Annotated in this window: 19 protein-coding genes and 1 pseudogene; 12 read left to right on the forward strand and 8 right to left on the reverse strand. The window is 73.7% G+C overall.

All coding sequences use genetic code 11. The features are described 5' to 3' along the window. The first annotated feature begins 14 nt into the window (after positions 1-14). The 4 genes from LUU90_RS10905 to LUU90_RS10920 all read left to right on the forward strand — a co-directional run bounded on the left by LUU90_RS10905 (position 15) and on the right by LUU90_RS10920 (position 4278). On the forward strand, positions 15-1160 hold the full coding sequence (locus tag LUU90_RS10905) for a serine/threonine protein kinase (protein WP_275003446.1): 1146 nt from the start codon (positions 15-17) through the stop codon (positions 1158-1160). A gap of 91 nt (positions 1161-1251) precedes the next feature. Then, positions 1252-1767, forward strand: coding sequence for a GbsR/MarR family transcriptional regulator (locus tag LUU90_RS10910; RefSeq protein WP_275003447.1), 516 nt, complete (start codon positions 1252-1254; stop codon positions 1765-1767). Beyond that, positions 1764-2930 carry an FAD-dependent monooxygenase gene (locus tag LUU90_RS10915; protein WP_275003448.1) on the forward strand — a complete coding sequence of 389 codons (1167 nt, stop codon included), beginning with the start codon at positions 1764-1766 and terminating at the stop codon, positions 2928-2930. The genes LUU90_RS10910 and LUU90_RS10915 overlap by 4 nt, the downstream gene beginning before the upstream one ends. A 121-nt stretch (positions 2931-3051) precedes the next feature. Beyond that, positions 3052-4278, forward strand: a complete 1227-nt coding sequence (locus tag LUU90_RS10920) for a YibE/F family protein (RefSeq protein ID WP_275003449.1) — start codon at positions 3052-3054, stop codon at positions 4276-4278. A 157-nt stretch (positions 4279-4435) separates the two neighbouring features. On the opposite strand, the pseudogene LUU90_RS10925 reads toward LUU90_RS10920, so the two are convergent. Continuing rightward, a pseudogene (locus LUU90_RS10925) lies at positions 4436-4750 on the reverse strand (MarR family winged helix-turn-helix transcriptional regulator); the annotation flags it as partial. Between the two features lie 58 nt (positions 4751-4808). Here LUU90_RS10925 and LUU90_RS10930 point away from each other — a divergent pair. Beyond that, positions 4809-5705, forward strand: coding sequence for an NADP-dependent oxidoreductase (locus LUU90_RS10930; protein ID WP_275003450.1), 897 nt, complete (start codon positions 4809-4811; stop codon positions 5703-5705). 55 nt (positions 5706-5760) lie between these two features. After that, positions 5761-6690: an aminoglycoside phosphotransferase family protein gene (locus LUU90_RS10935; protein WP_275003451.1), complete on the forward strand. Its 930-nt coding sequence runs from the start codon at positions 5761-5763 to the stop codon at positions 6688-6690. A 306-nt stretch (positions 6691-6996) separates the two neighbouring features. Here LUU90_RS10935 and LUU90_RS10940 read toward each other — a convergent pair whose 3' ends face one another. Then, a complete protein-coding gene (locus LUU90_RS10940; RefSeq protein WP_275003452.1) occupies positions 6997-7719 on the reverse strand; it encodes a TetR/AcrR family transcriptional regulator in 723 nt (240 codons plus the stop codon). A 117-nt stretch (positions 7720-7836) separates the two neighbouring features. Between LUU90_RS10940 and LUU90_RS10945 the strand changes: the two genes are divergently transcribed. Beyond that, the gene (locus LUU90_RS10945) at positions 7837-8490 is read left to right on the forward strand and encodes a hypothetical protein (protein ID WP_275003453.1); all 654 of its coding nucleotides are present in this window, start codon (positions 7837-7839) and stop codon (positions 8488-8490) included. Between the two features lie 64 nt (positions 8491-8554). On the opposite strand, the gene LUU90_RS10950 is transcribed toward LUU90_RS10945, so the two are convergent. Beyond that, positions 8555-8986: a hypothetical protein gene (locus LUU90_RS10950; protein ID WP_275003454.1), complete on the reverse strand. Its 432-nt coding sequence runs from the start codon at positions 8984-8986 to the stop codon at positions 8555-8557. Between the two features lie 29 nt (positions 8987-9015). Further along, positions 9016-10038, reverse strand: a complete 1023-nt coding sequence (locus LUU90_RS10955) for an MBL fold metallo-hydrolase (RefSeq protein ID WP_275003455.1) — start codon at positions 10036-10038, stop codon at positions 9016-9018. A gap of 96 nt (positions 10039-10134) precedes the next feature. On the opposite strand from LUU90_RS10955, the gene LUU90_RS10960 reads away from it, so the two are divergent. From LUU90_RS10960 to LUU90_RS10970, 3 genes are all read left to right on the forward strand, one after another. Beyond that, the gene (locus LUU90_RS10960; protein WP_275003456.1) at positions 10135-11100 is read left to right on the forward strand and encodes a LysR family transcriptional regulator; all 966 of its coding nucleotides are present in this window, start codon (positions 10135-10137) and stop codon (positions 11098-11100) included. After that, positions 11097-11996, forward strand: a complete 900-nt coding sequence (locus LUU90_RS10965) for a serine hydrolase (protein ID WP_275003457.1) — start codon at positions 11097-11099, stop codon at positions 11994-11996. Before LUU90_RS10960 ends, LUU90_RS10965 begins: the two co-directional genes overlap by 4 nt. Before the next feature lie 78 nt (positions 11997-12074). Further along, positions 12075-12527: a hypothetical protein gene (locus LUU90_RS10970; protein ID WP_275003458.1), complete on the forward strand. Its 453-nt coding sequence runs from the start codon at positions 12075-12077 to the stop codon at positions 12525-12527. A 71-nt stretch (positions 12528-12598) separates the two neighbouring features. Here the strand turns inward: LUU90_RS10970 and LUU90_RS10975 are convergent, their stop codons facing one another. Further along, on the reverse strand, positions 12599-13399 hold the full coding sequence (locus LUU90_RS10975; protein WP_275003459.1) for a DUF899 family protein: 801 nt from the start codon (positions 13397-13399) through the stop codon (positions 12599-12601). A gap of 128 nt (positions 13400-13527) precedes the next feature. Then, on the reverse strand, positions 13528-13878 hold the full coding sequence (locus LUU90_RS10980; protein WP_275003460.1) for a GntR family transcriptional regulator: 351 nt from the start codon (positions 13876-13878) through the stop codon (positions 13528-13530). 111 nt (positions 13879-13989) lie between these two features. On the opposite strand from LUU90_RS10980, the gene LUU90_RS10985 reads away from it, so the two are divergent. Then, positions 13990-15066 carry a peptidoglycan recognition protein family protein gene (locus LUU90_RS10985; RefSeq protein WP_275003461.1) on the forward strand — a complete coding sequence of 359 codons (1077 nt, stop codon included), beginning with the start codon at positions 13990-13992 and terminating at the stop codon, positions 15064-15066. Between the two features lie 127 nt (positions 15067-15193). Here the strand turns inward: LUU90_RS10985 and LUU90_RS10990 are convergent, their stop codons facing one another. Further along, a complete protein-coding gene (locus LUU90_RS10990; RefSeq protein ID WP_275003462.1) occupies positions 15194-16540 on the reverse strand; it encodes an RNA-guided endonuclease InsQ/TnpB family protein in 1347 nt (448 codons plus the stop codon). 118 nt (positions 16541-16658) lie between these two features. Here LUU90_RS10990 and LUU90_RS10995 point away from each other — a divergent pair, with 118 nt between their 5' ends. Then, positions 16659-17555, forward strand: a complete 897-nt coding sequence (locus LUU90_RS10995; protein WP_275003463.1) for a hypothetical protein — start codon at positions 16659-16661, stop codon at positions 17553-17555. A 194-nt stretch (positions 17556-17749) separates the two neighbouring features. Here the strand turns inward: LUU90_RS10995 and LUU90_RS11000 are convergent, their stop codons facing one another. Then, positions 17750-18778: a hypothetical protein gene (locus tag LUU90_RS11000; RefSeq protein WP_275003464.1), complete on the reverse strand. Its 1029-nt coding sequence runs from the start codon at positions 18776-18778 to the stop codon at positions 17750-17752. Positions 18779-18822: the final 44 nt, after the last annotated feature.

Below are 18822 nucleotides of genomic sequence, written 5' to 3' on the forward strand. Positions count from 1 at the left end.
AGAGGACACAGGGCATGGAGCTGGAACCGCTGACCGACGGCGATCCCCGCGAGGCGGGCCGCTACCACCTGCGTGGCCGGTTGCGGACCGGCCGCCTGGGCACCGTCTGTCTCGGCCGGTCGCCGGACGGCCTGTTCGCCGAGGTGACGGTGGTGAACCCGCAGCTCGCGTGGGACCCGAAGGTCCTGGCCCTGCTGTCCGAGGGCGTCGATGCCGCCCGGCGGCTCCGGGCGGCAGGCGTGCAGCGGGTCCGCGACGCGGACCTGCGGTCGCGCACGCCGTGGCTCGCCGGTGAGTTCCTGCCCGGCCCGTCGCTGCGCGACGCCGTCGAGGCGTACGGGCCGCTTCCCCCCGTCGCCGTCCGGAGCCTGGCCGCAGGGCTCGCGCAGGCGCTGGGCGCCATCCATGCGGCAGGTGAGGTGCATCGCGCCCTCGACCCCTCGGCGGTGATCCTGACGCCGGACGGCCCGCGCGTGACCGGGGTCGGACAGGCGCGTGCGCTCGAGGTGGCCACCGTGACGCTGCCGCGCCTCGTGCCGGACGCGGTCGCGTACCTGCCGCCGGAGGTGGCGGACGGCTACGAGCCCGGTTCGCCGGCGGACGTCTTCGGCCTCGGTGCGGTCGTGACGTACGCCGCGACGGGCCACGGCCCGTTCGGCACCGGAGCGTCCGCGGAGCTGGTCGGCCGGATGCGGGACGACGACCCCGACCTCGCGGGAGTGCCCGACGACCTCCGGAGCCTGGTCGCCGCGTGCGTCCGGGCCGGCGCGGGAGAGCGGCCCACCCTGGCGGCGGTGGGCCGGCGGCTGGCTGCTGGAGGCACCGCGTCCTGGGACGTGCCCGCCGGCCTGGCGGACGAGTTCAGGCAGTGGGCGGTGCTCGGCCGGGGCAGGTCCGCCCCCCTGGCGCCCGCCCTGCCCGCGGAGCCGACGGCGCCGCTGCCGGCCGGTGCGGACGCCGAGCCGGCGCCGACGAAGAAGCTTGACGCGGCCTTCGACGGTGCCCAGCCGGTCTCCGTGCTGCCCCGGTCCTCGAACGCCGCCGGGCCGACGCGGCGCGAGGGCCGGCGCGCGTCGTCCTGGGCAGGACCGCTGCTCATGGTCGGCGTCGCCGTTGCGGTGGCGGCGCTCACGTTCGCCGCGGTCACCTTCTGGCAGTGACCTGCCCGGCGTGCCCGGCGTGCGCGGCGGGCGTGACCTTGACGTGGCACCAATTTCAGTTGATAGTGAAACAACTGACATTGGAGTTCCCATGAGCACCACGGGCCCCGTCCTCGAATGGGTCGAACGCGTCTCGATGTACCTGGCCCGCGACGGTGTCCCGCCGATCGCCGGGCGGGTGCTCGGCTGGCTGATGGTGTGCGACCCGCCCGAGCAGTCGGCCGCACAGATCAGCGACGCGATCGGCGCCAGCCGCGCGTCCCTCACCTCGAACCTCCGGCTCCTGACCGCCATGGGCTTCCTGGACTCGCGGACCAGGCCCGGCAACCGCACCACCTACTACCGCATGGCCGACGACGCGTGGGCGGTCGTGGTGCGCCGCCAGATCGAGGGCATCGCGTCGTTCCTCGAGCTCAGTCGGGACGGGATGGCCCTGACCGGTCCCGAGGGCTCCGGTCGGGTCCGGCAGGCGCACCGGACTTTCGAGTGGATGGCCGCGGCGCTCGCCGACGGCCCGCCGCCTGCCACGGCCACGGGCTCGGACGTGAACATGGACGCGGGTGCGGCCACCACGGACGCGCACCAAGGCGAGGAGAAGCCGCGATGAGCGGGCACGCGATAGTGGTCGGCGGTGGTATCGGCGGTCTGGCGACCGTGCTCGCCCTGCGCCGGATCGGGTGGCGCGCCACGGTGCTGGAGCGCGCGCCCGAGCTGGGCGAGGTCGGCGCGGGGATGTCGCAGGCGCCCAATGCCCTGCGCGCCCTGGCAGAGCTCGGCGTGGAGGCCGAGGCGCGCGCCGTCGGCGTACCGACGTACTCGGCGGGCAACCTCCGCACACCCGACGGCCGTTACCTCCAGCGCGCTCTGCCCGGCGACCCGACGCCGCTGCTCGCGTTCCACCGTGCCGACCTGCACGGCGTACTGCTCGACGCCGTCCCGGCCGGCTGGCTGCACACCGCCGCCGAGGTCACCGACGTGCGGCAGGCCGGCGACGGCGTGACCGTCACCGCGGGCGGCAGCGACTACCGGGGCGACCTGGTGATCGGCGCCGACGGCATCCGCAGCGCGGTCCGGGCCCGCATCTGGCCCGAGGCGCGGGCGCCCCGCCATCTCGGTCGGACGGCCTGGCTCGGCGTCGCCGACGTCGCAGGACTGCCCGGCGACCTGAGCGGCAGCGTCACCATGGGCCGGGACGGCCTGTTCCTGATCCACCCGGTGTCGCGCGGTCGCGCGTACTGGGCCCTGCTCACGCGCGAGCGCGTGTCCGGGGTGCGGTACGACGACGAGAGGGCGGCCGCGCTGGACCGGGTCGGTGGCTGGCACGATCCCGTACCGCAGCTGGTCCGCGCGACCCCGGACCGGGCGGTGATCCGCACCGACATCCGGGAGCTGCCGCCGCCGGCGAGCTACGTGCGCGGTCGGGTCGCGCTGCTCGGTGACGCCGCGCACGCCATGAGCCCGGACCGGGGCCAGGGAGCGGGGCACACCCTCGAGGACGCGGTGGTCCTCGCGCACGCCCTGAGCGCCGAGCCCGGCGTCGAGCACGCACTGGCGCGCTACGACGCGGAACGGCGTCCGCGCGACCGTGCCACCGCCCGCGGGGCCAGGATCGACGGCGCCATGACCAGCTCCCGTCTCGGATCCCCGGCCCTGGCGACACTGGTCCGGCTCATGCCGGCAGCACTGTGGCGCAAGGGTCTCGAGCCGGACGGCAACCCGACCTGGCGGTGGGTGCCGCCCCGGCTCCCGATGGGGCCGCCGGAGCGCTGACGGGCGCGCCGTCCGGCGTGGCCGGCTGCCTCCGGGGTCCGGCCGGCACGTCGTAAGACGGCTTTTCGGGCACCTTTCCGCTCGCCGCGCCCCCGGCGCACCCGTGGGTCAGGATGTGCGCATGGCGCACGCTCACTCGCACGGCTCAGCCGGCCCGGCCGAGCCGCGTACGACGTTTCTGCTGGTCGTGATCCTGGTCTCCGCCCTGCTGCTGACGCTGGCCGGGTTGTGGCTCCTCTGGCCGAGCGCGGGCGACGTGCCCGACCGGGTGCCGGCCAGAGCCGAGGGCACGTCGTTCGTCGACGTCACGGTCACCGGGCCGGCCGACCCGGACACCGGCAGCATCCCCGTCGAGCTCCCGAGCGGCGAGGCGTCCCGGATGCAGTCGCCCGGCCCGTCGGTCCCGCTGGCCGACGGCGACCGGATCACCGCCGTCGACATCTCCGGGGTGTCGCAGCCCGGCGTCGACCCGCTGGTGTTCATGGACTTCCAGCGTGAGCTGCCGATCGCGCTGCTGGCGGTCGTCTACGCCCTCGTCGTGCTGCTCGTCGCGCGCTGGCGCGGCCTGGCCGCGATGGCCGGGCTCGGGCTCGCGTTCGTGGTGCTCCTGGGCTTCACCATGCCCGCGCTGCTCGCGGGACAGTCCGCCATCGGGGTGGCGCTGGTGACGTCGTCCCTGGTGATGTTCGTGACGCTGTACCTGGCGCACGGGTTGTCGGCCCGCACGTCGACGGCGCTGCTGGGCACGCTGGTCGGCCTCGGTCTGACCGCCCTGCTCGCCGCCTGGGCCTCCGGGGCCGCGCAGATCACGGGTACGAACGACGAGATGTCGGCGTTCCTGCCGTCCAGCGCGCCGGGGGCGGACCTGCGCGGGATCGCGCTGTGCGGCATCGTGCTGGCCGGGATGGGCGTGCTGAACGACGTGACGATCACCCAGGCGTCGGCCGTGTGGGAGCTGCGCGGCGTCGCGCCGATGGCGTCGCGCGCCGAGCTGTTCGCGCGCGCCATGCGGATCGGGCGCGACCACATCGCCTCGACCGTGTACACGATCGCCTTCGCCTACGTGGGCGCCTCACTGCCGCTGCTGATGATGGTCTGGCTCGTGGACCAGTCGCCGGCCACCGCGCTGACCTCGGGCGAGATCGCCGAGGAGGTGGTCCGCACGCTGGTGGGCTCGATCGGGCTCGTGCTCGCCATCCCGGTCACCACCGCGATCGCGACGCTCACCGTCCCGGGTCCGGCCGCCGAGGGCTCGCCGAGGCCCGAGCCGGCCTCCGACCCGGAGCTGATGGCTCCCGTCTCCGAGGCGTGGGCATCGGCGCCCCCTTCCGGGACGGCGGCGCCGTAGCGGGCACGGCGGTGTCGCCCACGTTCTGCTCCAGGGTGCGCAGCAGGGTGGTCGCCTCCTCACACAGGGCGGGGCTGAGGTCGCCCGCCGTCGCCCGTTCGAGCTGGGCCCAGACCTCGCTGACCCGCGGCCGGAGTGCCAGGCTCGCGGGCGTGGGCTCCACCAGGGTGACGCGCCGGTCGTCGGCACTCGGCCGGCGGCGGACGAAACCGGACCGCTCGAGCCGCTGGACGGTCCGGGTCATCGACGCCGAGTCCGTGGCGACGTGCTGGGCGAGGTCGGTCTGTCGCTGCGGCCCGTGCTCCCACAGGAACATGAGCAGCAGCTCCTGGCCGGGACGGAGGCCGAGGGGGCGCAGCAGGTCCGCGGCGAGCGCCCGGTGCGCCCGCGCGAGCGAGAAGATGGCGAGACTGAGCGGCCCGGTGACGTCCGGGTTGACTTCACTGTCCGAGGCAGGTGCCATGCGCTCCATGGTAGGACGCAGTTACCTGTCTCGAACAGCAAACGTGAATGAACTGAAGGGGTGCACGATGCGAGCAGTGGTCTTTGACGAGTTCGGTGGCCCGGAGGTCCTGCACCTGGGGGAGGTGCCGGAGCCGGCGGCCGGACCCGGTCAGGTGCGGGTCCGGGTCGAGGCCGTGGGCCTCAACGCCTTCGACGGGAAGGTCCGGTCGGGGGCCATGGAGGCCGCGTTCCGTACGCCGCTCCCAGCGGTCCCCGGCCTGGAGGTAGCGGGTGTCGTGGACCAGGTGGGGCCCGACGTCGCCGGGGTCGCCCTGGGTGACCGGGTCACTGGTCCGGCGGCTCGCGGCGCCGCGGAGCTCGCCGTCCTGACGGTGTGGGCACCGGTTCCCGACGGAATGGACCCGACGCAGGCGGCGGCGCTGCCCGTGGTCGCCGAGACGGCCCGGCGCGCGCTGCGCATCCTCGCCCCGAGGCCGGGGGAGACCCTGCTGGTGCACGGCGCGAGCGGCGGTGTCGGCGGGCTCGCGACCCAGCTCGCCGTCGCGGCGGGCGTGCGCGTGATCGGCACCGCCTCGCCGGCCAACCAGGACCGCGTCGCGGCCTACGGGGCGACGCCCACGACCTACGGCGAGGGGCTCGTCGAGCGCGTCCGCGCGCTCGCGCCGACGGTGGACGCGGTGCTGGACGCCGCGGGCAGCGGCGTCCTGCCGGACAGCATCGAGCTGCGGGGCGGCACCGACCGTGTGCTGACCCTCGCCGACCCGGCGGCCTCGGGGCTGGGTGTCGAGTTCTCCGAGCGGTCGGAGCACTCCACCGAGACCCTCGCGCCAGTGATCGGCCTGGTCGCGCGGGGCGAGGTGTCCGTGCCGGTCGCGAAGGTGCTGCCGCTCGCGGAGGCGGCCCGGGCGGCCGGCCTGGTCGACGACGGCCACACCGGCGGCAAGGTGGTCCTGGTGCCGTGACGAGACGTTGTTCGATCCGGCAACCCGCATGCCGGCGCGCACGTACGCTCGCGTCATGAGCAACCCGGAGCTGATCGAGATACCGCGCTCCCTGGTCTCCTCGTATGCCAAGGCCTTCGGCGAGGAGGGGCGCTCATGGATCGCGGATCTGCCGGCACTCGTCGCCGACCTGCTGGACCGGTGGGCTCTTGAACGGGACGGTGAGGCCACGGCAGGCGAAGCGTCCCTGGTGCTGCCGGTGCGCGGGCCGGACGCCACGCGCTCGGTCCTCAAGCTGCAGCTGCGCCGTGCGGAGACCGAGGCTGCGATCATCGGGCTGCGGACCTGGAACGGCGCCGGGGCCGTGCGGCTGCTCGACCACGACCCCGGCAGCAGCGCCATGCTCCTGGAACGGCTGGACCACAGGCACACGCTCGCCTCGCTCGAGGACGACGACACGGCGATCCAACAGCTCGCCGAGCTGCACGCCCGGCTGGTCTCCGTGTCGGCCCCGCCCGGGCTGACGAGCCTCGGCGATGTCGCTGCCGCAATGCTCGAAGAGGTTCCGCGAGCCGTCGGGTCGCTGGCCGATCCTGCCGACCGGCAGGTGCTGCAGGGATGGGCGGCGGTCGTGGCCGAGCTGGTCGCCGAGCCCGGCGACCAGCTGCTGCACTGGGACCTGCACTACGACAACGTGCTCGCGGGAGAGCGCGAGCCATGGCTCGCGATCGACCCGGAGCCGCTCGCCGGCGACCCTGGCTTCGACCTGTGGCCGGCGCTCGACAGCCGCTGGGCCGACGTCGTCGTCGCGGACGGAGACCCACGTCGCGTGGTGCGGAGACGGTTCGACCTGCTCACCGAGGTTCTCGGGCTCGACCGCGTGCGAGCGACGGGCTGGACGCTCGGCAGGCTGCTGCAGAACGCGCTGTGGGACGTCGAGGACGGTGCGACCGCCCTGGCCCCCGCCTCGGTCGCCGTGGCGGCAGCGCTGCTCGACCGTGACTGACTTCGCGACTGCACACTGACTCCACGGTTGACTCCACGGTTGACTGCACGGTGTCGTCGTCGACCGTGGGACACGGTCTCGCCGGCCGAGGCGCACCTGTACGGCAGGTGCCAGGTGGGCTGAACCACGTTCAGCTCGGCCCCGGTGATGCGGGCTGAGCTGAACAGTTCAGCTGGGCTGAACTTCGCATGGCTGAGGCGAACGCAGGTGACGAGACCTGGCACCCGCTGGCCAGGTGCACTCTGCTCAGGCGGGCCCGTACAGGACCGGACAGCGACTCGGCGGCGGCCGCGCGCCGAGCCGGGCTCAGCCCCGGGCGGCCTCGCGGACCAGGCCCTCCAGCTCCGCGGCCAGAAGGCGCTCGCCGTCGAGCCCCATGGTGTCGAACGCGCCCACGATCTCCAGGGACACGAGCCCGTGCACGCGGTACCAGGTGGACAGCGCCAGCCGGAGCGACGCCGGCGACGCGTCCGCCGGGGCACCGAGGGACGCGCCCCATCGGGACAGGTCGTGCCCGAGCTGCGACCGGTCGGTGGCGGCCGCCCCGGCCCCGGGGGTGACGGCGTCGGCCGCGACCTCCTGGATCGCTGTGACCAGGGCGAGCATGCTCTGGCTGATCGTGCTGACGCTCTCCAGCGGGTCCACCGACTCGCGCCGGCTGCCGGTGAAGAGCATCGAGTACCGGCGCGGGTGGTCCAGGGCCCAGCGTCGCCAGGCATGGGCGATGGCGGCCAGGCGTTCCGTTGCCGGCCGGTCCCACGCCTGCCGGGCCGCGGACTCGACGGCGGTGCCGAGGTCGGTGTAGCCGGCCAGGACCAGTGCGTCGAGCAACGCCTCGCGGGACGCGAAGTAGTGGTAGAGCGCAGGGGGCGTCATGCCCATCGCCTTGCCGACCGAGGCGAGCGACAGCCCGTGCGCGCCACCGGTGTCGACGAGCTCCAGCGCCGCCTGGACGATCTCGTCGACGGTCTGCCGCCGGAGCCGTTCGCGCCGGGTCAGGGGCCGGGTGTCGTCGTCGTCCACGGGCATGGCGCGAGCCTAGCGCCAGCGCCGCCCGGCGACACGGCCGGTCCGCCCGACGCGAGCACCGTCCCGGCCCTGCCCGGTTTCGTACCGTCCGGGTACCGGGCGGCTACCGCGCAAGCCTTGGTGCGCAACGCCGAGCGGGAGCGTACCGAGGTCCGTGCCGCCCTGGGCGCGCTGGGCGACGTCGCCGCCCGGCGGACCGCGGCGCTGGCGGCCAAGGAGGCCTGGGTGGTCGCGGCCGGTGCCGACGGCGCGGCCGAGCTGGGCCGCCTCGCGACGGAGGTCGGTACGTCGCGAGGTGAGCTGGCGGAGCTGCACGAGGTCGTCCGTGCGGCGGAGCGGGCCGAGCAGGCGCTGACGGGTGCCGTGAGCCATCTGGACGGCGCCAGCAACTGGGCGGCGTACGACACGTTCGGCGGTGGCGGATTCCTCTCGGACATGATGAAGCGCGAGAAGATGGACCAGGCCGTCGTGCTCATGCGGGACGCCGATGAGGCGCTGCGCGCTCTCACCCGCGAGCTCGGGGACCTCGGCCAAGAGGGTGTCGGCGGCATCGCCTCCGACAGTCTCGAGGACATGTTCGACGTCTGGTTCGACAACATCTTCAGCGACTGGTCGGTCATGAACCGGATCGGCGAGGCGCGTGACCGGGTGCGTGCGGCGCTGGGCGCCGTCGGTCAGGTGCACCAGGGTGCGGCCGAGCGTGCGGCGGCACTGGAGGCACGGCTCGCGGAGCTCGGCGAGCAGCGGGAGCGGCTGCTGACCGGGGCCTGAGGACGGCTGGGTGGACTGCTCGGGCCGGCTCAGTCGGCCGGACCGGCCGGACCTGTTGGTCAGGTCAGCCGGCCGAGGTGGTGCGCCACCCCGGCAGGAGGCGTTCCAGGGCGTCGGCCAGCGAGATGGAGTCGCCGTCCTTGCCCCCGGCACCCAGCAGCAACGGCGGGCGGCGGGGCTCCGGCCGCACCCCGCGCACTCGGTCGAGCAGGCCGATGGGCGCGGTGAGCACGTAGAACTCGCCGTCGGCGCTGATGCCGGCGGTGCGGTCGACGCGCAGATACCAGCCCTGCAGCGGGGTGCGCGCACTGCCGCGGCCGCCGTACCCCTGCACCACCAGCGGCTCCGGCGGGAGCCCGGCGGCCCGGGCGGCGACCACGAACTCGCGCAGCAGGGCCTCGGCCCGGGTGTGCTCGGCGTCCTGGCGCGCCTGCAGGCGTTCGGCCTGCAGCCGGACCGCCTCGGCGCGCTGCCGGGACCACTCGTCGTCGTGCATGGGAGGAAGTCTCGCATCCGCGTGCACGGTCACAGCAGCTGCAGCGGTGTGCGGTACTCCGGGACGACCACCTCGGTGCGCGGCGACAGCCGCCGGATCTCCTCGACGAGGCCGACCATCCGCGTCTCCGTGCTCTCGGCGGCGAGCGGCGGGTTGCTGAGCGGCGACTCGAAGTCGTCCCAGTGCACGAGGACGATCCGGCCGGGTCGGTCCAGTGCGGTCAGGAGGCGGCCCGCGTAGTCGGCGGTGACGTCGGTGCTCGGCACCGGCAGCGCCACCGTGTCGACACGCAGCCCGCGCAGCGCCTGGTCGTCGTAGTCGCTGCCTCCGAGCAGCAGGACGGACCGGCCCTGCGGCGAACGGAGCAGGTACGACAGCGTGTCACCCTCGGGCAGGTCGGCGATCGTGCGGGGCTTGGCGGGCACCGTCGTGTGCAGTCCGGGGAAGAGGAGCCCGCCCGAGGCGGTGCGGCTGTGCAGGGCCGGCACCACGCGCACGACCAGGTCCCCGAGGTGCATCTCCTCGCCGCCGCGGACCACCGCGAGCTGCTCCCGCGGTACTCCCATGGCCAGGGCGAGGTGATACCCGGTGAGGGTCGTGAACACGGTGGCGCCGCGGGTACGGGCCAGGTGGGGCACGTCGGCGAAGTGGTCCCAGTGCGTGTGCGTCACCAGTATCGAGTCGACGGCGCCGTCGGGAGTCCCGGGTGCGCCGAGGGCCGCGTCGAGTGCGGCGGGGTCGACGCTCAGACGCGTCGTCGCGCTGAACCTCCCGGTGGCGAGCCCGGTGTCGAAGCGCGTCACGTAGGGGTCGAGCAGCACCGTGGTGGTGGGCGTCCGGATCCGCCAGCCCGCGGTCCCGAGCCACGCGAACGAGGCGAACCCGGCAGGAGCCGGAGTCTCCCGGGCGGCGGCGCCGGACGCCGGGGGAGCCGCCCGGTCGGCGAAGGCGCGGGCGCCGGTGACACCGCCGAGCACGCCGAGGGCCGCGGTCCCGGCGCCGGTCATCAGGGTGCGGCGGCTGAGCGCGCGCTTCGAGGTACTGGTCGTCATGCGGCACACCCTCCGGGAGCCCGCGGACAAGAGTCAAAGAGTCTTACGGACGTGACCTGAGACGTTTTTGATATGGCCCGCGGCTAGGCTCCCGGCGTGGACCTCCTGAAGCACCTGGGCTTCTTCCGGGCAGTCGCCGACGTGCGGCACTTCGGCAACGCCGCCTCCGACCTGGGCATGACCCAGCCGCCGCTGTCCCAGGGCATCCGCCGTCTGGAACGGCACCTCGGGGTGCGGCTCTTCGACCGGGACGCGCGCGGCGTGCGGATCACCGCTGCCGGGCGGCGCCTCCTGCCCGCGACACGCGATCTGCTCGACGCCGCCGCCGACCTCGTGTCCACCGCTCGCGACCTCGCCCTGCCCGAGCAGGTCCGGCTCGGCGTCGCCGCCGACCTCGAGGACGGCGTGCCGTACCTGCTCCGGTCGCTCGCCGCAGACCTGGCCACGGCGCCGTCGGTCGAGCTCGTCGAGACCTCCCGGGCGTCCGCAACCCCGGTGGCACCCACCGTCGCGGGCAGCGTCGAGGTGGTCGACCTGCTGCGGGACGGGCTGCTCGACGTCGGCGTCGTGCGGCATCCCGGTGTGCTGGACGGGCTGACGGCGGGCCCGGTGCTCGTTGTGCCGACCCGGCTGGTGGGTGGCCTCGACGTCAGGGGCCGGGACGCCTCCGGCCGACAGCCGGCACTGGCGGACGTGCCGCTGCCGGTCGCCGTCCCGCCCCGGCACCACCAGCCGCCGGCGCACGACCAGCTGGTCGACGCGCTGCGGCGCGCGGGGCACGGCGGTGACGTGGTCGAGGCGCGGGACGCGGCTCAGCGCCGAGCCCTGGTCGCGGCGGGCGCGGCGGTAGGCCTCGTGCCGGTGCTTCCGGGCGCCCCCGCGGCTCCGGGCGACCCGGCGGCCGGTCCCGCGGGCCCGCCGCTACGGCTCCGGGTGGCCCTGCCGCTCCTGGCGCAACGGCGGCCGGAGATCGACCACGAGGCGGTGGCGCGGGCGATCAGCTCGGCCCTGAGCCCGGAACCGGACCCGGTGGCCCGCCCGTCGCAAGGGACCGCCGGATGAGCCCTGACGACCCGGCGGTGACCGCCGCGCTCCGGGCGGTCGCCCGGGACGCCGGCCTCACGGCCCGCGTCCACGCGACGCGCCTGGCGGGCCCGCCAGGGACGGTGGCCCTCGACGACGCCGAACCGGTCGCCATCGCCTCGCTGTACAAGCTGCCGCTGGCTCTCGTGTGGGCGGACCTCGTGACGGCCGGCGACCTCGCCGCCGACGAGCCGGTGCGGCTGCCGGCCGCCTCCCGTATGCCCGGGCCGACGGGAGTCGCGATGCTGCTCGACGACGTGGTGCTCACCGCGCGCGACGTCGTGCGCCTGATGCTCGCCGTGTCCGACAACGCCTGCGGCGACGCGCTGCTGGCGCTCGTGGGGCGCGAGCGCGTGCACGAGCGGCTCGGGGCGCTCGGCCTGCCGGCGACCCTGGTGCGGCAGGGATCCGCCGACGAGACACGCGCGATCCTTCGGGACACCGGTGCTGCGACCTGGGCCGCCGCGCAGCGTGCTCTCGCCGATCCGGACCACGCCGCCGAGACGTCGCAGTACGACCCGGCGCTCGCGAGCGCTGCCACCGCGGCCGACCTCGGCCGGGTGCTGCGCGTCCTGTGGGCCCACAGGGGCCCGCCGTACGACCTGGTCCGGGACGCGCTCGCGCACCAGGCGTGGCGGCACCGGGTCGGCAGCGGGTTCCCGCACGACGACGTCGCGCTGCTCGGCAAGACCGGCACCCTCGGCAGGCTGCGGCACGAGGCGGCAGTGGTGGGGTTCCCGCACGAGCACCCGGTGGGCGTCGTCGTGCTGACCAGGGCGGCGCGGCCCGAGCGGTACCTGCCGGGTGTGGACGCGGCGATCGGGGAGCTGGCCCGCATCGCCGTCGGCCCGCTGCGTCTCCCGGACGACGCGTGACAGGGTCGGGACAACCCACCGCTCAGGACGGAGGACAGCCGGGTACCCGCCGAACTGTCCGCTGACCAGCATGGACGTATGACCGATACCAAGCTCCGAACACTGTCCGCGACCGCCTTCGCGCTCGCCGTCCTCGCCGGGATCGCCGAGGGCGTCGTGTCCGTCGCGGCCATCCAGACCGAGCAGGGCATCGACGCCGCCCTCGGCGCCCAGATGGCGTTCCGCGGCGTCATCTTCGCCGCGGCGCTCGCGTGCGCGTGGTTCCTCGCACGAGGGCACCGGTGGGCGTGGTGGGCCCTCCTCGCGGGGCTCGGCGTGCTCGGCCTGGCGTCGATGGTGCTGCCGATGGCCGCAGACCTCGCCGCCGGCGGGAGCTGGTACTACACGCTGGGCGGTGACACGTCCGCCGCGATGCCCGCGATCCGGGTGCTGCACATCGCGTTCGTGGTGGCCGGCGTCGTCACGATGCTCCAGCCGCGGGTACGCCTGAGCCTGGACGGGGCCAGGCGTTCGGATGCCGCGGCGGCCTGACCGCCTGGCCCCGGCGGCACGTGGTGGTCCGGCTTCTCGACCGGCTCGAACGCCGGCCCGCCCGGGCGGACTCAGTGGTGGTGGTGCTCGCCGCCCGCGACCGGCGTCACACCGGGGCGGGTCCACTGGATCGCCGGGCGACCGCCGGTCCAGCTGTTGCCGACGCCGTCCTCGCCCGTCCGCCAGAACCAGCCCGGTGCCTTGCCCTCCGGCCAGCCCTCCGGGTAGTCCTGCCAGGCCTCCTTGCGGCCCCGCGCCGTCATGTCGAGCAGCGCGAGCGCCGGCATCGTCGCCTCCGCGCCGCGGCCGGTCACGGAGTTGGTGAGGAACACCCGGTCGCGTGCGCGCAGGAAGCACAGCCAGGTGCCGAACTCGCCGCCACCCACGACCTCGTCCTCCGACTCGAAGACCGAGTACCAGTGCTGCGGGTAGCCCATGAACTCGACGAACGGCGCGAGCTCCGCGGAGGGCGCCTTCGCGAACACCGCGAACGACACGCCGCGCGCCGTCAGGTACGCCGGGTTCTGCACCGCCCAGTAGGTGAGGGTGCAGCCCTCGCACTGGTTCTCGAACGGCTCACCCAGGTGCCACATGTGCTTGTAGACGATCAGCTCCTCGCGGCCCTCGAACAGGTCGAGCAGCGTGGTCGGCCCGTCCGGTCCGACGACGGTGGCCCCGGCGTCGACCTCGGTCATCGGCAGCCGACGCCGGGCCGCCGCGATCGCGTCGCCCTCGTGGGTGTGCGCCTTCTCGCGTACCAGCAGCTCGTCGCGGGCGGCCTGCCACGCCTCCTTGCTGACGACGGGCGGGACGGCGGCGGACGGCTCGGCGGTGCCCGCCGGCTCGGTGTGGCTCTCGTGCGTGGTGGTCATGGTGCTCTCCTCGTTCGATCGCAGCTCTTCCAGGAGTGCTGACGACCGGCAGGACAAAAGGTCATCGGTCGCAAGCTCACCACTACGACGAACGGTCCCCACGAGAATCGACAGGGCTTGGCCGGCTGCTACCGCAGCGCCGCCGAGACGATCTCCAGCGCTTCCGCCCGGCCGATGCCGAGCGCGCGGACCGTGTCCGCGTATGCGGCCGCCGCGCCCTGAGCGAGGGAGAGGCGCTGGTCGCCGGCCGCGCTCACGAACGTGCCGGCGCGGCCGCGGGTCTCGACCAGGCCCGCCGCTTCCAGCTCGCGGTACGCGCGGGCGACGGTGTTGACCGCGATGCCGAGCTCCGCCGCCAGAGCGCGCACCGTCGGCAGCCGGGTGCCGACCGGGAGCGTCCGGTCGGCCATCTGCTGGGCCAGCGTCGTGCGCACCTGCTCGAACGGCGGGACGGGGGAGTCGGCGTCGATGCTGATCACGGCAACCACAGTACAAGCGCCCGGGTCGGTGACGCAGGGCTTGGCAGGGGTCGCCTCAGCCGACCTTCGGGTGGTAGACATGTAGGACATTTCTGGATCATGGGGGGCACCGTGGCTGAACTGTACGAGATCAAGGACGACGAGGGGATCGTGCTGGAGGTGCTCGGGCCGGACGACGAGCCGGCCGGCGACGGCGGCGGCGTGACAGCGGGCGAGACGCCATCCGACACCGAGCCGGACACCCAGCCGGACACCGGGGTCGTCGAGGAGCCCGCAGAGCCCACCGACGCACCCGACGTCGTGCCCCAGGCGGCACCGAGCATCGCGTCGCGGGCCTCGTGGGGCGCCCGGTACCCGAACGGCGACCTGACGCTGAGCGGCCCGGCCGTCGAGGTCTTCGTGCACCACTCCGTCACCGCACAGCTTTCCCCGGACGCCAGCATCGCCGCCGAGGCCGAGCAGATGCGGGCGCTGGAGAGCGTCGGGCAGTCCCGGTTCGGCACCGGCATCTCCTACAACGTGGTCATCTTCCCCTCCGGCCGGGCGTACCAGGGCGTGAGCTGGAACCGTCGCGGCACGCACACCGGCGGCCGCAACAGCACCTCGCGGTCCATCTGCTTCGCGGGCAACTACGAGGTGAACCAGCCGACCGCCGCCCAGATCTCCACGGCCGCCGCCATCTTCGGCGCCGGCAAGGGCCGCTGGTGGACACGGAGCGCACCGCTGGCCGGTCACCGCGACGTCTCGCAGACCGCGTGCCCCGGCCGGTACCTGTACGCGCGCATCGACGACATCCGCACCGGCTCGGGATCCACCCCGCCGAGCCCCGGCGAACCCGGCCGCGTCGCCGTCGACGGCTTCTGGGGCACCGCCACGACCCGTCGGCTGCAGCAAGAGCTCGGCACCACCGTCGACGGCGTCGTCTCGTCGCAGAGCGTCGCCTGGCGCGACAGCAACCCCGGCCTGACCACCGGCTGGCAGTGGGTCGCCGACGCCCAGGGCTCCCGCGTGATCGCCGCACTGCAGCGTCGGATCGGCATGGACAGCGGGCAGCGCGACGGCAAGATCGGCCCCCGGACGATCCGCGCCCTCCAGGGCTACCTCGGCACCCCGGTCGACGGCGTGATCTCCCGGGAGTCGCGGGCAGTCATGGCCCTCCAGCGGCGCCTGAACGACGGGCGGGTCTGACGCAACCCGCAGGGCAGGAGCGCACACCGGAGGTCGGACCCGCTCGACCATCGCGGCGCGTTCGCAGCTTCGGCGTGTTTCAGAAGTCCTGAGGCTTTGATACACCGCCCGTCTCGGGCGTCCAGGGTCAGGCCGCAGGTGCGGCCTGGACTCTGGTTCCCACGTCGTTCAGTCCCTTGCCGCTACGGCCGCGATGGTCGGAGCGGGTGGGGGTGTCCTGTCGGTGGGCGGTGGTGACGGGGCCGGCTGCTTGACGGTCCCCGACCCGGGCAACACCACACCCCGCACCGTCATCAGCGGCGGGGGTGTGGTTCTCGGCCCAGGCGGCGAGATTGACGGCGGCATTCAGATCCCGATCCATGACATGCCCACACGAGCGGCACTGGAAGGTGCGGTCCTTGAGGGTCAGGTCCGTGCGGACTGTGCCGCAGGATGAGCAGGTCTTGGTCGACGGGAACCACCGGTCCGCCAGTACGACCTGACCTCCACGCCACGCCTGCTTGTAGGTGATCTGCCGAGCGAGCTCGCCCCACGCCGCATCACTGATGGCACGGGAGAGCCTGCGGTTGGATCGCATGCCGGTGATGTTCAGGTCTTCCAGGACCAGCTTGTCGTGGGTTTTGACGAGCTGGTTGGAGACCTGATGCAGATAGTGATGGCGACGGTCCCGGATCCGGGCATGCTGCCGGGAGAGACGCAGGACGGCCTTCTTGCGGTTCTTGGATCCCGTCTTCTTCCGGGAGACGGCCTTGGACAGGCGGCGCAAGCGTTTCAGGCCGCGCCGGAAGGCACGGGGGTTGGCCACCCGCAGGACCTCGACTCCGTCGGATGTCCGACGCAACCTCCGCGTGTCCTCCCGCACTTTCAGCGTCCCGATCTTCGGCAGGCTCACCGACCGGGCACCGGTCCTGACCGGACAATCACTGTCGCCCACGCGGATACTCGACCGGCCCCGGGCGGTCTTGTTCCGGATCCGGAACGACCCACCCGCCCGGTTCTTCTTCTTGAACCGGGGGAACCCGACCCGCGGCCCCTTCCGGACACCCGTGCGGGAGTCGCCGCATGCTTTCAACGCACGTCCGAGATCGACCACGCCTTCCTCGAACACCTGCGCCAGGACCTGCTCCCGCCAGACCAGCCCCGTGACCTCCACCTCCGCGGTCCCGTCCGCGGCGACGACGAACCGGTGCCCCGCGGCCGCCGACACTTTCCACCGATTGAACGCGTTGATCAGATCGAAGCCCGACCATGGCACCCCGGACCCGTCCCGCGAGTCCTCGATGCCGGGGCCAACGACATCGCCGTCCGACACCGCACCCGAACTTCGCTCGCTCCCTGCCTGGGCCCGCGCGCCCTTGTGCAGGCGTAACGCCTGGTTGAACGCGAACCGAGCCGCACCGACATGCCGGGACAGCACACGTTCCTGCTCGACCGACGGGTCGAGACGAAACCGGAACGACGTATGCCTTGCCACGCACGGCATCCTGCCACCCACCCCCGACGATCTCGCACACCTGTTCTATGAACCGGCACGGGCCAGCCATCCACCGCCGGACCGCACCCATTGCGAAATACGCCGTAGTCTCGCGTCCATGAGTGACGCCGCACAGCATGCCGACCGCACCTCCGCCCCGGACCCGATCCCGCTGGGCACCACGCCCCGGCCCGTCGACGGCACCGACCTGGCCACCCGGGTCCGGACGGCGCTCGCGGAGGAGCTCGGCGGCCGGACGGCCGGGCTCGAGCGGGCGTCGATCGACGCGGTCCTGGACGGCGCCGACATCGTGTCGGCGGACATCGACCTCACCGGCGTCGTCGTCCGCGGCGACGGTGCGCCCGGGCAGGCCGGAGCCGCCGGCTCGAAGCGGTGGCAGCCCGAGGTAGTCCGGCGGGAGCCGGGGACGCTGCGCCGCCTCCGCGTGGACGCGCACCGGCTCGTCGCGGTGGACCTGCCCGTCGACGTCACCGCTGAGCTCGAGGGCCTGCGGTTCGAGTGGGTGGAGGGCTCGGACGGCCGCGTCGGCATCCTGCCGGTGGAGCCCAGCGAGGCGCACCCGGTCTCCGGCCACGCACGCGTCGCCGTCGACAAGGCGGGCCTGGTCGCGACGGCCCGCGGCCTGCTGAGCGTGGTGCTGCAGCAGCAGGGCATCACCCTGACCGGGCTGGACGTCGACCTGGTGTCGCGGGGCCCGCGCGCCGCGACGCTCCGGGCCGACGCGGCCATCAAGAAGGGCATGTTCCTGTCCGCCCGGGTGCAGGCCACCGCGTCCGTCAGCGTGGACGAGAACATGGTTCTCGCCATCCGCGACGTGCAGCTCGGCAGCGGCAACCCGCTCGTGGCGGCGCTGCTGGGCACGATCAAGAGCAGGGTGGAGGCCGCGACGAGCCGGGACATCGACCTCGCCGAGAAGCTGCCCGACGGGGTCCGGCTGGCCGACGTGCGGCTCGACGTCGGCCAGGAGCTCGTGGTCAGCGCGCGGCTGGCCTGACCGTCTCCGGCGCCCGGCGACGGGCCTCGACCCCGGCGCTCTGACCCTCTACCTGAGGTTGAACCTTCCGAAACTCTCGACCTCACCTTGAACCTGAGCGCAGGCCCGGCGCGCCCAGGTGTCGACCACAGCAGCTTCTGCCCAGAGAGGCCATCTCGGGGCAGAAGCTGCTGTGGTCGACGTCGGAGCTCGCGTCAGTACGGGTTGTTCACGTAGGTGCGGTCCAGGTGCTCCGGGATGCGGAAGTAGCTCGCCGACAGGCCGGCCGGGTCCGTGGCCAGGGCGCCGCGGCCGGGGCCGTCGTCACCGTCGTCCCAGCCCCACGGCGCGTTCGCCGAGTTCTGGGAGCAGGAGATCCCGCCGTCGCCGCAGCTGCCGGACCTGTCGCCGGCGAACGTGCCGTGGCTCGCGAACAGCTGGCCGTTCGCGCGCTGCGCCCACAGCCCGCCCGGCGTGTGAACGTCCACGAGCCGGTAGGACACGTCGCGGTCGTCCGGGTGCTCGGGCACCTCGGCGCGGCCCGCGGGGTAGTAGACGACGCCGTCGCCCCTGATGTCGTAGCCCGGCCGTGCCTTGAGGCCGTGCCCCTTGGCCTCCTGGGCGGTGACCGGATGGGCCAGGCCGTCGTGCGGGCTGGTCGCCAGCTGCAGGGTGCCGTCGAGGTTCTCGGCGCCGGCGCCCCACGTGCTGCCTGCCGGCGTGTACGAGAAGAAGTCGCTGTGGGCCACCGTGACCGCACCGCGCAGCACGCCGAACGTCGAGCCGTCCTTCTGCACGGCGACCATGACGCCCTCGGCGTCGTTCTCGTGCTCCGTGTCGAAGATCGAGTCCGACCAGTCGCGCGGGTGGAAGAACATGTAGGTGACGAACCAGTGGCTGCCGGTCTCCTGGACCGAGTAGTACGCGGTGGCGGCCAGCGGGTGGTTGCCGGTGTTGTCCCAGTTGTTGCGCCCGTCCAGGTCGCCGTCGAAGTCGTAGGCCGCGATGTAGTCCGAACGTCCGCCCAGCGCATTGGTGCCGGTCTGGTCGACGTCCTGGTAGTGGATGGGTGCCCAGCGCTGAGCCAGGTCGGCGTGGCTCGCCGCTGATGCGGCCAGGGCGGCCGTTGCCGGCCCCACAGTCGCGGATCCCGCCGTCGCGGATCCCGCCGCCGCGACGCCCAGGGCGACCACGGCCGCCGTCGTGCCCCAGGCGATCCTCGATGTTCGTGCAGGTCCAGGCATGTTTTCCCTCGTCCCGTCGTTCTGGCAGGTGGATCGTCGAGGGA

It is taken from the genome of Promicromonospora iranensis, from assembly GCF_028994775.1.
Lineage (GTDB): Bacteria > Actinomycetota > Actinomycetes > Actinomycetales > Cellulomonadaceae > Promicromonospora > Promicromonospora iranensis_A.